Origin of the sequence: Clostridium hominis (assembly GCF_014287825.1) — a bacterium.
GTDB classification, from domain to species: domain Bacteria; phylum Bacillota; class Clostridia; order Clostridiales; family Clostridiaceae; genus Clostridium; species Clostridium hominis.
The window spans coordinates 50,475-64,731 of the sequence record NZ_JACOOO010000005.1; the positions used below are offsets into that span (position 1 = coordinate 50,475).

The window sequence follows — 14,257 nt, forward strand, 5'->3', positions numbered from 1 at the left end:
ATACATTATTTATCTGCAAATATTAAAAGGGCGATATATAACCCTTTACTTATAATTTCTAAATTATAATAGTTTTATTTGCTTTATTTATCATGCTTGGTGGAATCTCCTCATGAAGCTCCCATACAAAGCTTATAGGTTTGCTTCCAGTATGACTCCTATACTCACAAGTTCCAAGATAAGTATATGGATATGTTATACCATCTTTATTTTTATACTCTCTTACAAATAAAGCAACCTTATTTCCTTGAGATAAATATTTTATATATCTTTGTCCTGTTGTACTCTCTACTGATGTAGTACTTTGACTTTGCCAATGGAATAACTTTTCGTTAATAGCATAATCCTCGTATAATGTTGATGGAGAAAAGTCTTTATCTGATTTATTTAAAGTAATGAAGAATATATCTAATTTCTTATCTTCAAAATACTTAACACCTTCTCTAAAGGCTGGTTTTTTATCTTCATTAAAGTATCCCAAAGCAGCCATAATTGCATCTCTCGAATAGTCGCAGTGTAAATCCAAAGGACAAATAAATCCTAAATCTATTTCTTTATCTACAAAATCAATATGATTATAATTGTAATTTAATATTTCACATACTTCTTCCATCATAACTTTATTATTAAGAAGTTTATTAATCCCCTCTCTTAATGATAACAATCCTTCTTTATTAGGAGCATTATTATAGAACGTATAATATATCATATTTAGCATTAATCTCTCTTCCTCATTAAAGTCTACATCTGAAATATCGTTATAATCTTTTATTATTCTTCTAATAAATTCAATAAATCTTCTTGAGTTTACCAAAAGTATATTTTTTAATTTCTTAGTGATTTCATTTTCGGCTACATCATTAAATTCTTCTCTTACTCCAGCTAATACAGATAATCTTGCAAAGCTTCTATCTCCTTTTTTACCATAGAAATCTGTCAAAGATAGATGGTTATATGCTAAGAAGTTTTCTAATGTTAATTCCAGACCAGTATCTCCTTGGAATGTTTTTAACTTACTAATTAAATTATTCTTAGTATTAGATGCTGATTTAATATTTCTTAAAATATATTCTTTAGCTTGTTTTTCTAATTGAATATAGCATCCTTTAGGTAAAGTTAAAAATCCATTTTCTATATAATTCTTAATTGAATTACTTGTTCTTCCTATAAGAGCCCTAAACTTTTCTTCAAAGTTATAATTCTTATGAGCTTGACCTACGAAGTCTAAAACTGTTAGACATTCTTTATTTTCACTTAATCTAAGCCCTCTTCCTAACTGTTGTAAGAATACAGTTAAACTTTCTGTAGGTCTTAAGAAAAGAATTGTATTAACTTCTGGAATATCAACACCTTCATTATAAAGATCCACAACAAATATAAATTTTATCTCACCATTTACAAGCTTTCTCTTAGCATCATTTCTTTCTTCATCAGAACTTTTACCATGAAGAGCAATTGATGAAATCCCATTATTATTAAAATAATTAGCCATGTAAATAGCATGTTCAACACCAGCACAGAACCCTAATCCAATAACAGAGTTTATATCTGTAACATACTTATTTATACTTGTTATAATCATATTTGATCTCATATCATTATTAGTATAAAGATTATCTAATTCTCTTATTTCATATCCTTTTCTACTCCACTTAAGCTTACTTAAGTCAACTGTATCTGTAACACAAAAATATTGAAATGGACTTAAAAGCTTTCTGTCTATAGCTTCTGGCAATCTTATTTCTGCTGAAATCCTATCTTCAAAATAATTAAATACATCTTTACCATCTCCTCTTTCAGGAGTTGCAGTTAATCCTAATAAAACTTTTGGTTCATAATAACTTAATAGCCTTTGATAAGACGGAGCTGCTGCATGGTGAAACTCGTCTACTATAATAAAATCATAATAATCTTTAGATGTTATTTCACATAAATCTTTACTATTTAAACTTTGTATAGAAACAAATAAATGATCTAAACTCTCTGGAACTCTTCCCCCTACCATCAACTCACCAAAGTTATTATCTTTTAATATCCATCTAAAGGTATCCATACTTTGCTTTAATATCTCTTCACGATGAGCAACAAACAATAACTTATTAGACTTTCCTATATTTTCTTTGCAGAAATTCTTATAATCAAAAGCTGAAATTACAGTTTTTCCAACACCAGTTGCTGCAATAACTAAGTTTCTATACTTATTATGTATTTTTCTTTCAACTTGAAGCCTTTCTAATATTTCCTTTTGGTAAGAATATGGTCTTATATCGAAAGTAAAATTAAACTTTCCCTCTTTTCTTTCATCAATTCTTTCACTTTTTAAAGACATCTTAAGCCTTCTTATATCATCCTCTGTTCCACTATAGGATACAAACTCTGCATCATTCCAATAGCTTTCAAAGGTAGCCTCAAACTTCTTTATAATATCAAAGGAATCTTGCTCAGTAATCTTTATATTCCATTCTAATCCTGAAGTTAATGCAACATTAGAAATATTTGAAGATCCTATATAAGCAGTAGTAAACCCAGTATCTCTCTTAAACATATATGCCTTAGCATGGAGTCTTGTCCTATCTGTATCATAAGATATTTTAATCTCTGTATTCTGTAATTTACTTAACTCCTGAATAGCTTTTAAATCAGTAGCTCCCATATAAGATGTAGTTATTATCCTAAGCTTCTTACCATTTTCCGTTGCTTCCCTAAGACTTTCAATAATACATCTTATACCACTCCACTTAACAAAAGAAACAAGTAGATCTATAGAATCACAAGATACTATCTCCTTATTTAACTCACTTAACATATTAGGCTCTAAAGATGCTCCAGTAAAAAGAGAACTTTGAGATAAAGGAGTTATAGGTCTAACAACACTCTTTTCAGATAAAGCTTTCTTATTATTAACTCTAGAATAAAGAGCCGTTAACATCTTTCCATTTTCATCTATGTTATATTTCTTAATATCCTCCTCATTTGACACAGTACTTAATATGTCAATTATCTCATTACAAGCTTCAATCTGCTTTAAAAGCTTAGCTCCATCATCTTTTTCCTTATCTCTTATATAATTAAGAGATTTTCTTATAACCTGCACTATGTACTGAGAAAGTATAGCTTTAGCTTCTTCTTTATCTATATCAGATTTATTTATAATAAATTTATCCTGCTCTAAACTATTTAATTGGTCTAATATTTCTTGGTTAATGACTTGTTCGTATAAACCTTGTTTCAATAAATACACCTCTTCCCAATTGAAATATTTGTTAATTAAATTTTATCAGAAGTTATCTTTATAGTCTAATTCTAGATATAGAAAAAGCCATAGTTACTAACTATGACCTTGTATAAACTAAAAATATTATGGTGAAGGTGATACGCTACCTTTAAAATCCACCTTTTCTTATAAAATTATACTCACAATTATATTTTTATATTAATTTTATCTAAGCTGAATATATCAAGTAAACATAGCCTTCCAAAACTTCCTTATCCTAAGTTTTCTAATATTTTGCCTATATTTTTATGTTCTTTAACTTTATTAAATCTTTAAACAAAATATAGTATAAAAATAATTCATTAAGATTTTTTACTTGATATATATGAATTCACTTCCTTAGGAGAAATATTTAAAATAATTGCAAACTCTTCACTTACTAATCTTTCTGCTTCTTTTATAATCTCCTTGTCTGCTTTATTTAATTTTTTTAAATACCTTTTATTAGATATTAATTCAATTAAGTCCTCACATTTACCACTTTTAAGCATCGTTTTAAATTTATTGCTTCTTTTTTTTTCATCATCTATCCATAATGCCTCCATATTAGACATATCATTTATTAATGAAGTCACATCTCCTTTAGAAATTATCTTTCTCATTGGAATTTTAGTATTGTCTAAAGGAATTTTTATTATTGTATTATTATTATTATTATGAATACCACTTAATACATAATATTTTCTTTCCTCACCATTTATAAATCTCTCATTAGTTATATCTATAACTTTACATACCCCTGTCCTACCGTACATTATATAATCATCAACCTTAAACATGAAAAATCATCCTCCTTAATAATATTAAAAAGTGTAGATTTTCCTACACCTTTTAATGTTATATATATAATTTATATTAGTATTCAGGTATAGATTTTTAAATTTATACCTAAGTGTGTTATTTAGTAATTATATAACTATTTTTTCTACACCTATTACTATATTTTCACAAGTTCGCTTATAGCATATTATTTTTCTTTATTTAGCTAATTTTAAAAAATATAAAACATATTTTTTCTTTTAGAAATTAATCATTTTTATTTTTATATAATAAAAAAGGTGGCTTTCGCCACTCCCATTCAATGGTACTAATTTCTTATTTGATATCACTTAACCTGTTATTATTACGTAGTTTAAGCATTCAAAAAACATTTCTTTAGTTATTTTATATTCAATTTCTCCTTCTAACCCTCTAACTTCCATAAATCCAATTTCTTTAAATAAATTTCTTAATCTTTTATTTGTCTTAATAATTATTGCTTGACTAGTCTTTCTATAAATATTACTACTAATGTGGATATAAGTAAAAAGCTATATCCTCAATTATTTAAATTTAACTTATTTTTTAAGTACTTATCTTAATTTTTGACTCTTTTACTTAACAAGTTATATCTTCCATTTTTAGCATTAAATTTCCACTTAAAGTTATTAAAAGGATTTTTATTACAATTTTTAAGTATGTATACCTATTAAATCAAAGGAAAGTTATAAAAAATCTAACATATAGATTTTGGTGGGTTATTATCGTGGATTCACAAAAATCATACCCAGGATTATTTATTTTCATATATTTTTAACTTAACTGTGAATTTATATTATACATTATGTTATAATCTCAAATAGACTATATCCTACGGTTAAATAGATTGTAGTCTATTTTTAATAATATTCTTATAACACATTTTATATTTAGTTAAACTAATTTTATTAGTTCTTTATCACTAATAATTAAATTTTCTCAAGTGAATTCTTTATCTCCGATTGATATATTCCTCCATGATAACATATGACTTTATCAATATTATAATTTAGTAATTTATTTATAGATTTTTTAGCCTATCTCATATTTAATGTATACTGTGGATTTGCAATGGCTAATTTTTTATCCTCTATTACTAAAGCATCTCCGGCTATCAATGTTCTACTTTCATTTACATAAATCGATATATGTCCTGGCATATGACTGGGTGTTTCAATTATCTCTATACCACCCCACCAGTCGAATGTATCACCATCGTTTAAGGTTATATCTATATCTACATTATCTATTGATTCTAATAATTTATGAAAATTAAGTGCTTCATCTTTTCGCTCTTCTGTCAAATTATCATATATTGACTCTGCTTGTTGAAGTCTTAAAGACTTTTCTTTTGCACTAATATATTTTTCATCTTTTAATGACGCTAATATCTGGATATTTGAATACTTTAATTTTAAATCAGCTGCTGATCCCATATGATTAAAATCATGATGAGTTATGATTAACTTTGTCAAATTACTTAAATCTATATTATTTTTAGTTACACATTCTTCTATCAATACTAAAAATTAGGACATGCACAATCAATTAAAATCATTTCTTTATCATCACTTAATATAACTGTATATATTTTATATATCATTCCATTAAATTCAAAAGTAACTTCTAATACATTTAATTTATTCATCTTACTCCCTCCATAATTAATAATCTTTTCTCTATAGATCATAATTATATCACTAAATATTTAGAGTAATATGTTCATAAATTATTCTGTATTATTCTTGATTATAAATAAAATACTTATTAACAATTTTGACTGATTATATACCTATATTATTACTAATAAGGTAACAAGAATGGTAACGAGCATGGTAACAAGCGTTCAAAACTCTTACGCGTGTGTACGTGTACAAACACCTCTTCTTATACATATATTTTATATTTCATATTATAATTCTTGTTACCTTGTTACCATTCTGCCCTTATCCCAGTAATACTCTCATTTCTTATGGTAACAAGCATGGTAACGAGCTCAATTCTTGTTAACGCTCGTTACCAATTCCTATTAAGAATTGTTACCATCTTTCTGTTATTCCTTAAAATTCTTCATTTTCCCGCTGCTATTTCTGCTCTTGTTACCAAGCTCGTTACTATATGTGTATAATTTAATTCTTTATCCTCTTCCTTTCTTAATCATCCTTTCTGCAACCACCTTAGATCCATATATAACTCCTTTGCTATTTGTGTCCACGACTACATACGTACTATTTGCTTTTACCTACTGTACATATAGAATTTTTTATTTAATTATCGTAACAATAGTTACAGACTGTATATGTAACTTACTATAAAATAAATATTATATTTTAAATTTCAAGGAGGATATTATTATGGCTTGTGGATGCGGTACACATAGTAAAGATGGGAAGGCTATTGTAGATAGAGTTAGGGAAAAAGGTAAGGCAGATATGAAATTAAATACTCCACATACAATTACATGTTCATGTGGTTATGATTTTACAATGAATACATTTGTAGATGTATGTCCAAATTGTAAAATGACATATGGAGTTACCCCATGTTCTCAAAGTGATAAAGAAAATATTAAGTCTGCTGGAATAAACTATTAGATCCTATATATCCCAATATAAAAATGCACCTAAAGCTTAAGCCTTAAGTGCATTTTGTCATATTATTTAAAAAAAGCTTTTCTATATCTACTTCTATCTCTTCTTTTTAACCTACAATCAAAATATTCTCATGAAGCTATTTTCCAAAAAGCATCTTTTGTCATATGATATTCAACTTCTTTTTCTAATTCTTTAACTTCCGTAAATCCAATTCCTTTAAAAAGATTTCTTGATCTTTTATTTGCTTTTTTTACTTTTGCAACTACCTTATCTGTTCTTAAGTCAAAAAAAGCTTTCTTTAAAGCTTCTAATACAGCATTATAGCCTATTCCTCTTCCCCATAATTCCTTTTCTCCAACTGCAATTACTATTTCAACACCTTTATTTTTAGGAATTAATCTTAAAAAACCTACTGTTTGGTTTATATTTTTAATAGTAAAAAAACTACAATTATTATTAAATAGATGGGTTAATATTGGCATGTCTATTCTATTTATCATATTAATTAGATTCCTTGTAACATTAGAATCCTCATTCAAATTGCTAATTATTTCTTTGTCGCTAAGCCAATTAACCATTTTCTCCGCATCGGATCTATATACCTCTTGACTTAGCTCAATACTAATAGTTTCCACTAGTTACACTCCTTAAATTATTATCACACTTTTAAATATAGACTAGTCTCAACACAAACCTTACCATCAATATCTATATAAGTAAAAATCTATATTCTTAATTACTTAAATTTACCTCACTTTTTAAGTATTTATCTTAACTTTTTACTCTTTTTTTATTAAGTTTATATTTTCCATTTTTAGTATTTAACTTCCATTTAAAGTTATTAAAAGTATTTTTATTACATTTATAATAAAATAAAGTAATATTATTTTATATTTATGGTAATTAATTTTAATTTTTTCAATCTAAGTTTTCGATATAATTTGCTACTTTATATATAAATAAAAATACACCTATATGATAAGTTATAAGTGCATACTATGACAGTTTTTTCTACTTAATATGAAATGATTGAACTTATGCAAAAAAGGTGTTATGCTATCAATAAGTGAAGTTCTAAATCTTCGATTTAGTCAACTGAACTTACTCCTACGAACACAGGTGAGTAGTGAGTTTCCTTATTAAAACCAATAAAATTTTTTACTACGTAAAAATAAAGCGTAAAATTTCAATTCATAAGATAATAATATTAGGGAGCTTATTTTGATAGGCTCTTTTTTAGCGATAAGCGAGGTACTAACATGATAAAAGTTGATAATTTGTCCTACTCATTTCCACAAAAAAATCTATATAATAATATTTCCTTTACATTAGAAGATGGCCAGCATTGTGCCTTTATCGGAACAAATGGTAGTGGAAAAAGTACACTTATAGATATAATTATGGATCCAGAAAAGTATATGTATGATGGTTCTTTAGAAATTGATCCAAATTGTAGAATTGGATATGTACGTCAATTCCAAGAATTAGATAAAACAAAAGAAATCACAGTTTTTGAATACCTAGCAGAGGATTTTCTAAAATTACAAAATGAAATAACTGCTATATGTACTGAAATGGAAACATCTTCTGATATTGATATTTTACTTGAAAAATATCAACAAGCTTTAGATGCATTTGAAGCTATTAATGGTGATGATTTCGAAAACATTATTGATAAGAAACTAAATCTTATAGAATTAATTAAGTATAAATACCTAAATATATCTGAACTTAGTGGTGGAGAGTTTAAGCTTATTCAAGTAATTAAAGCAATGCTAACTAGTCCAGACCTACTTATTATGGATGAGCCTGATGTGTTTTTAGACTTTACAAATCTAAATGCTCTTAAAAACCTAATTAATTCTCATAAAGGAACAACTTTAGTTGTTACCCATAATAGATACCTATTAAATCATTGTTTCAATAAAATTATTCACCTTGAAAATATGGAACTACAAGAGTTTGATGGAGGCTATATCGAGTATAACTTCTCATTACTTCAAACAAAAATCGAGCTACAAGAGCTTGCTGCTGCTGATACTGAAGAAATTGAGAGAACTGAAATATTAATAGATAAATTAAGAGAGCTAGCAACTGAGAATGCTGAACAGTTTAGAGGAAAAACTTTAAGAGCTAGGGTTAAAATTAAAGAAAGATTAGAAGAGCGTAGAATTAAAGCTCCATTTGTAGAGATTAAAGAACCTAACATAATCTTTGTTACAGCTAATGAAGTTGAAGAAAAAACTGTTTTAAAAGTTAATGACTATAATGTTGCTTTTGATGAAGTACTTTTAGAAAATATTAACTTTGAGATTAAATCCACTGATAAAGTAGCCATTGTTGGTTCAAATGGTACAGGTAAAACTACACTATTCCAAAGAATAATTAAAAACGATGATCCTTCTATAGAAATAGATAAAGATATTAAAATAGGTTATTTATCTCAACTTCAAGGTCAAACGCTAAATTATTCTAATACAATATTTGAAGAATTCTTTGATATTGGTTTTAAAACCCGTGATGATATTAAAGAATATCTAGAAGGTTATAACTTTGATGAAGAATTACTAAATCAAAAGATAGGAACTTTATCTGGTGGAGAAAAAAATCTACTTCAGCTAGCTAAAATTTCTGAAACTGGAGCTGATTTATTACTTCTTGATGAACCTACAAGTCATTTAGATACATATTCACAAATAGCTTTAGAAAAAGCTATAAAAAGATATAAAGGTGCTATTTTAATGGTTTCTCATGATTACTATACTATAGCAAACTGTATGGATTATGTTTTACTTATTAAAGATAAAAAGATTAGAAAAATAAACATCAATCATTTCAAAGATATAATTTATGCTAATCATTTTGATAAGCACTATTTAAAAAATGAAGAAAAGAAAAAAGCACTTGAGACAAAAATAGAATTAGCTTTAAGGGATAATGATTTTCTTCTTGCACAATCTTTATCTGAAGAATTAGAACCTATTATTAAATTACTACAAAATTAGCCAATAAGTAAAAACCTCAACAATACATTTGTGTATTGTCGAGGTTTTTCATACTTGCTATTATTTTATCTCCCAAACAAAAGTTATAGTATCACTTACATTTATTTCATCTGGTTCAATACTTGGTGCATATGATTCTTCCATAGCATAACTTTTATTTTCTATTTCGTAATTTGTTTTAGAATAAATATTTATCTCACTCCAACTATAGTCTATGTTTACTAATTTCCCAAGAGTAGTCCTTGATGCTTTAGTTAAAATCTCTGCTTTACTTCTTGCATTTTCAGTTGCTTTAATAAGAAGCTCTTCATTTATTACATCTTTATCTTTTACAGAAAATCTTATATTAAATCTTGGCTCTACCTTTGACTTAGCAATAGCTGTAAGCACCTTAGATAATAGCTCCATATCTAAATCAAACTGAAGCTTTAAGTCTTGCTCGGCCTTATATCCGTCAAACTTACTTTTATACTTATTATTTTCATCATAATAATTTGTATAATTTGTTGTAATATTGAATCTTGTAGTTTTTAAATCTTTCTTATTAAAACCTACTTCTTCTATAGCTCTTTCTAATGCATCTACTGATTCTGCAGCAAGCTTCATAGTTTCATCGTAATTATATTTATGTGATACTAAATTCATAGTAATAACTATTAAATCTGGTTTAACTTTTATATTAGCAATTCCTTTAACTGTAATTAACCTCTCCATACCCTTTCCCCCTTAAATATAATAAATTTATTTATTATAAATTCTCTCTATCTTATATATTTGTTGTACACTATAGTAATCTGCCATACCTATATTTACCATTTTACTGATACCGTCTTTATAAGTTATGTAATTAGCTTTATAATCACATATTGCAGGTAATACCACTCCCTGTATCTTCTATAGATATAGCAATATAGTTATTTTTCTTATTGTCATATTCAATTATTTCACTAAAAATAGTTTTATTATATATTAACAATTCCAACTTATCTTAACTGGATTAACTTCGTTTTCTACAGCTACCTCTTGTAATGATTCTAACACTTTAACAAACTCATTAGCTGCAAGTTCGTCATAAGTTTCTATCTTTTCTTTTAAGCCAACTTGGTTATATACTATAGCTGCCACTGCATAAAATGTAAACCCTAACGCATTTGTTGGTGTTTGAACAGTTCCGCAAGCAGTTAAAATTGCTCTAGCTGAAGCTTGTGCAACTGGATTTTCTTCTACTTCCTTGGGAATTGCTTTTACTTCTCTTAAAGCTTCTTTTATTTCTTTTAGCTTAATATTTCCACTTAAATATTCCTTTGTTGCAGATATTACTTCTCTTAACCTTAATTGGTCATTACTTTCTTCTTCATATATATTAAGTATATTTTTTTCTACATAGTTGACTGCCCATAATGATATAGTTTCCTTACTTTGTGTTTCTATCACTCTCATTAATTTAACTATAACCTCATCATTGATATTGCCTAACATTTTTCTTAACTTAGCCATTACTTTCCCCCTATTAATACAATTTATCTTCTCTAAATAACTTTCCTAATATAAGCATTAGGATATTACTATTCTTTTCCTTATTATATCTTAAATTAATATTATCTAAAACTACAAAAATATATTAAAATTTTTTATTGTTTTTATATAAAAATTATTGACTAATTTAGAGGAATATTATAATATAATTATTGTAATCAGGACAAGCATAATAAATACGGAAGCATAGCTCAGCTGGGAGAGCATCTGCCTTACAAGCAGAGGGTCACAGGTTCGATCCCTGTTGTTTCCACCATAATATGCGGGTATCGTATATCGGTAATACTCCAGCCTTCCAAGCTGGAAAGGTGGGTTCGATTCCCACTACCCGCTCCACAGTTAAAGTAGCTTATTAAAAGCTACTTTTTTTATACGTACGAAACAATAAAAGGCTGCGACAGTAATTAACTTACTGTTACAGCCCTTTAGTTTAACTTTATTTTTTTATAGTTATATTTCCATTATTTTTTGAGCATTCCTTACTATGTGGACATCCTATGCACTTAGAACCTTTTTTCTTCTCTTTAATTACTTTTCTAATTGATAATCCTAATATAAGTATAATTATTAATAATACAATTACATTTCCCATGCTGCACCTTTATTTTCACCATTACTAGCAGCCTTTTCACTACCCTTTTTCATAAGGTATATAATTATAGATGCTATAACTGCCACTACTATAAGTCCAGGAACAAATGCAGTTCCAAGTGAACCTGTAGTTACTAATGTTCCTATTTGATAAACTAAGAACGAAACAGTATATCCAGTAGCAAATTGGAAGGCTATTCCTCCCCATAACCACTTTTTATCTTCCATCTCTGAGTTCATTGCTCCAATAGCTGCGAAGCAAGGTGGTGTGAATAAGTTAAACATTAAGTATGAAAGTGCTGCTACTGAAGTAAGTCCCATAACTTGAGATACTTCAGAAACCCCTGATACTAAGGCTAATTCTTCTACATCTATAAAGTTAGTTATTGAATATACAACTGCTAAAGTTCCTACAACATTTTCCTTAGCTATAAATCCAGTAATTGCTGCTGCCGCTAATTGCCACACTCCAAATCCTAATGGTATTAATATAAATGCAAATGGTGAAGCTATTGTAGCTAATATGCTAGTGTTCTCTGCACCTTCTGCAACTAATTGGAATTGCCAGTTGAAGCTTTGCATAATCTGTATAACTGTGTTACAAAGTAATATAATTGTCCCTGCCTTAACTATGAAAGCTTTTCCTCTTTCAAACATTGAAACTGTAGCTCTTTTTATACTTGGAACTTTATATTGAGGAAGTTCCATAATGAAATATGAATTTGACCTCTTATCGCCTGTAATTCTAACAACAATTAATGCACCTATAATTATTAATAATATTCCTAAGAAATACATTAACGTTCCAACCCATGCAGCATCGTTGAAAAATACTCCAGCAAATAAAGCAATTACAGGAAGCTTTGCTCCACATGGCATAAATGGAGTTAACATTGCTGTTGTTCTTCTTTGTCTCTCATCTTTTATAGTTCTAGTAGCCATTATCCCTGGTATTGCACACCCTGTACCAATTATCATTGGAATAATACTTTTTCCGCTTAATCCTATTTTCTTGAAAAATCTATCCATGATTACAGCTATTCTAGCCATATACCCACTATCTTCTAATAATGCAATTAAGAAGAATAATATCATTATTAATGGTAAGAATCCTATAACAGCTCCTACTCCACCAATAATACCATCTAATAATATTGAGCTTAGTAAAGGTGATACGCTATCCCCTAGTAATTTCTCTACAAAGGCATAAATTTGATCAACGCCTCCAACAAGAATATCTGCAAATAATGGTCCTAAATATGTTTGAGATATTGAGAAAACCGCCCACATAACTGCTGCAAATATAGGAAGTCCAAGCCACTTATGAGCTAATATTCTATCAGCCTTATCTTGCCTTTTTATCTTATCTTCATCTTTACTTCTTTTCTCAACCTTTGATATTATACCTTTAACAAAGTCATATCTCTTTTTATCATTTTCTTCTACTTCTTTTTTATTTGATAAATCAACACCTTGTCCATTAAAAGGCGCTTTTTGATTATTTCCTTTAACTTCTATAGCTTTCTTTATAAGAGCTTCTATTCCATTATTGCTATTAGCTATTGATACCGTCTCTACGATTGAACATCCTAGAAGCTTTTCTAAAACTTTTACATCAATTTTAGTTCCTTGCTTTTTATTTAAATCAGTTTTGTTTAATGCGATTACAACTGGTATATCTAATTCTAATAACTGAGTTGTAAAGAATAAACTTCTGCTTAAGTTTGTTCCATCAACTATATTTATAATAACATCTGGATTTTCATTTTTTATAAAATCCCTAGTTACATTTTCTTCGCTTGTAAATGGAGACATAGAGTATGCCCCTGGAAGGTCTATTATTTTTATCGAATCTCCATCTTTCATTAATGATTTTCTTATAGTACCTTCTTTTTTATCTACGGTAACACCTGCCCAGTTACCAACCTTTTCACTTCTACCTGTAATAAGATTAAACAAAGTAGTCTTACCACTATTAGGATTTCCAGCTAATGCTATCTTCATAATTTACCCCCATATCTATTATTTTATATATTTTTCACGCTTATAGCTGATGCTAACTGCTTGTCTATGCTATATCTTCCATCTTTTATCTTGATTACATAAGTGTCTCCTAAAATAGAAACCAAAGTAACTATCTCACCTTCATAACAACCAAGTGAGAATAGAAATTTCTCCATCTCTTCATCATTACTTTTTACATCTGTAATTATATATTCTTTATTAACTTTCCCTTGGCTTAAATTTTCTATCGCTGACATAGTCTTGTCTTTTCCTTTTGATTTTGAAAAAAACATTCTACTTAGTAATCCTTCCATGGTAATCTCCTTCAAAAACTTACTTAACTGATAATGAATATCATTTTTATATTATAATACCAATAAGTTAATTCTTTGTCAATACAATTGATAACATTTTTCAATTAAATCTTATTCTCTCTCACTCTCTTTACTGTAACC

The 14,257-nt window shown here is 27.8% G+C and carries 12 protein-coding genes and 2 tRNA genes; 4 read left to right on the plus strand and 10 right to left on the minus strand.

Annotation, left to right across the window (positions count from 1 at the left end):
- Positions 1-58: 58 nt before the first annotated feature.
- The 4 genes from H8S20_RS04855 to H8S20_RS20650 all read right to left on the minus strand — a co-directional run bounded on the left by H8S20_RS04855 (position 59) and on the right by H8S20_RS20650 (position 5,720).
- On the minus strand, positions 59-3,232 hold the full coding sequence (locus H8S20_RS04855) for a DEAD/DEAH box helicase (RefSeq protein ID WP_186859442.1): 3,174 nt from the start codon (positions 3,230-3,232) through the stop codon (positions 59-61).
- Positions 3,233-3,576: 344 nt separating this feature from the next.
- Entirely contained in the window at positions 3,577-4,053 is a 477-nt protein-coding gene (locus tag H8S20_RS04860; protein ID WP_032117835.1) for a CarD family transcriptional regulator, read from the minus strand.
- A gap of 1,056 nt (positions 4,054-5,109) precedes the next feature.
- Complete coding sequence (locus tag H8S20_RS20420) at positions 5,110-5,547, minus strand: MBL fold metallo-hydrolase (RefSeq protein WP_243177514.1); 438 nt, start codon at positions 5,545-5,547, stop codon at positions 5,110-5,112.
- 47 nt (positions 5,548-5,594) lie between these two features.
- Positions 5,595-5,720: a hypothetical protein gene (locus H8S20_RS20650; protein ID WP_279288160.1), complete on the minus strand. Its 126-nt coding sequence runs from the start codon at positions 5,718-5,720 to the stop codon at positions 5,595-5,597.
- Positions 5,721-6,426: 706 nt separating this feature from the next.
- Here H8S20_RS20650 and H8S20_RS04870 point away from each other — a divergent pair.
- Complete coding sequence (locus H8S20_RS04870) at positions 6,427-6,666, plus strand: hypothetical protein (protein WP_032117834.1); 240 nt, start codon at positions 6,427-6,429, stop codon at positions 6,664-6,666.
- 128 nt (positions 6,667-6,794) lie between these two features.
- Here H8S20_RS04870 and H8S20_RS04875 read toward each other — a convergent pair whose 3' ends face one another.
- Positions 6,795-7,301 (minus strand): GNAT family N-acetyltransferase, encoded by a 507-nt coding sequence (locus H8S20_RS04875; protein WP_032117833.1) that lies wholly within the window; start codon positions 7,299-7,301, stop codon positions 6,795-6,797.
- A 624-nt stretch (positions 7,302-7,925) separates the two neighbouring features.
- Between H8S20_RS04875 and H8S20_RS04880 the strand changes: the two genes are divergently transcribed.
- The gene (locus tag H8S20_RS04880) at positions 7,926-9,671 is read left to right on the plus strand and encodes an ABC-F family ATP-binding cassette domain-containing protein (protein WP_032117832.1); all 1,746 of its coding nucleotides are present in this window, start codon (positions 7,926-7,928) and stop codon (positions 9,669-9,671) included.
- A gap of 60 nt (positions 9,672-9,731) precedes the next feature.
- Here H8S20_RS04880 and H8S20_RS04885 read toward each other — a convergent pair whose 3' ends face one another.
- Both H8S20_RS04885 and H8S20_RS04890 read right to left on the minus strand, forming a co-directional pair.
- Entirely contained in the window at positions 9,732-10,385 is a 654-nt protein-coding gene (locus tag H8S20_RS04885; protein ID WP_032117831.1) for an SIMPL domain-containing protein, read from the minus strand.
- Positions 10,386-10,640: 255 nt separating this feature from the next.
- On the minus strand, positions 10,641-11,168 hold the full coding sequence (locus tag H8S20_RS04890) for a putative immunity protein (protein WP_032117830.1): 528 nt from the start codon (positions 11,166-11,168) through the stop codon (positions 10,641-10,643).
- Positions 11,169-11,387: 219 nt separating this feature from the next.
- Between H8S20_RS04890 and H8S20_RS04895 the strand changes: the two genes are divergently transcribed.
- Positions 11,388-11,463 (plus strand) — tRNA-Val (locus tag H8S20_RS04895).
- 6 nt (positions 11,464-11,469) lie between these two features.
- Positions 11,470-11,543 (plus strand) — tRNA-Gly (locus tag H8S20_RS04900).
- A gap of 100 nt (positions 11,544-11,643) precedes the next feature.
- Here H8S20_RS04900 and H8S20_RS04905 read toward each other — a convergent pair.
- From H8S20_RS04905 to H8S20_RS04915, 3 genes are read right to left on the minus strand one after another with little or no spacing between them, the layout of a single operon-like run.
- The gene (locus H8S20_RS04905) at positions 11,644-11,799 is read right to left on the minus strand and encodes a FeoB-associated Cys-rich membrane protein (RefSeq protein ID WP_081921685.1); all 156 of its coding nucleotides are present in this window, start codon (positions 11,797-11,799) and stop codon (positions 11,644-11,646) included.
- Positions 11,787-13,802, minus strand: a complete 2,016-nt coding sequence (feoB, locus tag H8S20_RS04910; RefSeq protein ID WP_032117829.1) for a ferrous iron transporter B — start codon at positions 13,800-13,802, stop codon at positions 11,787-11,789. Before feoB ends, H8S20_RS04905 begins: the two co-directional genes overlap by 13 nt.
- A gap of 23 nt (positions 13,803-13,825) precedes the next feature.
- A complete protein-coding gene (locus tag H8S20_RS04915; protein WP_081921684.1) occupies positions 13,826-14,116 on the minus strand; it encodes a FeoA family protein in 291 nt (96 codons plus the stop codon).
- Between the last annotated feature and the right edge of the window lie 141 nt (positions 14,117-14,257).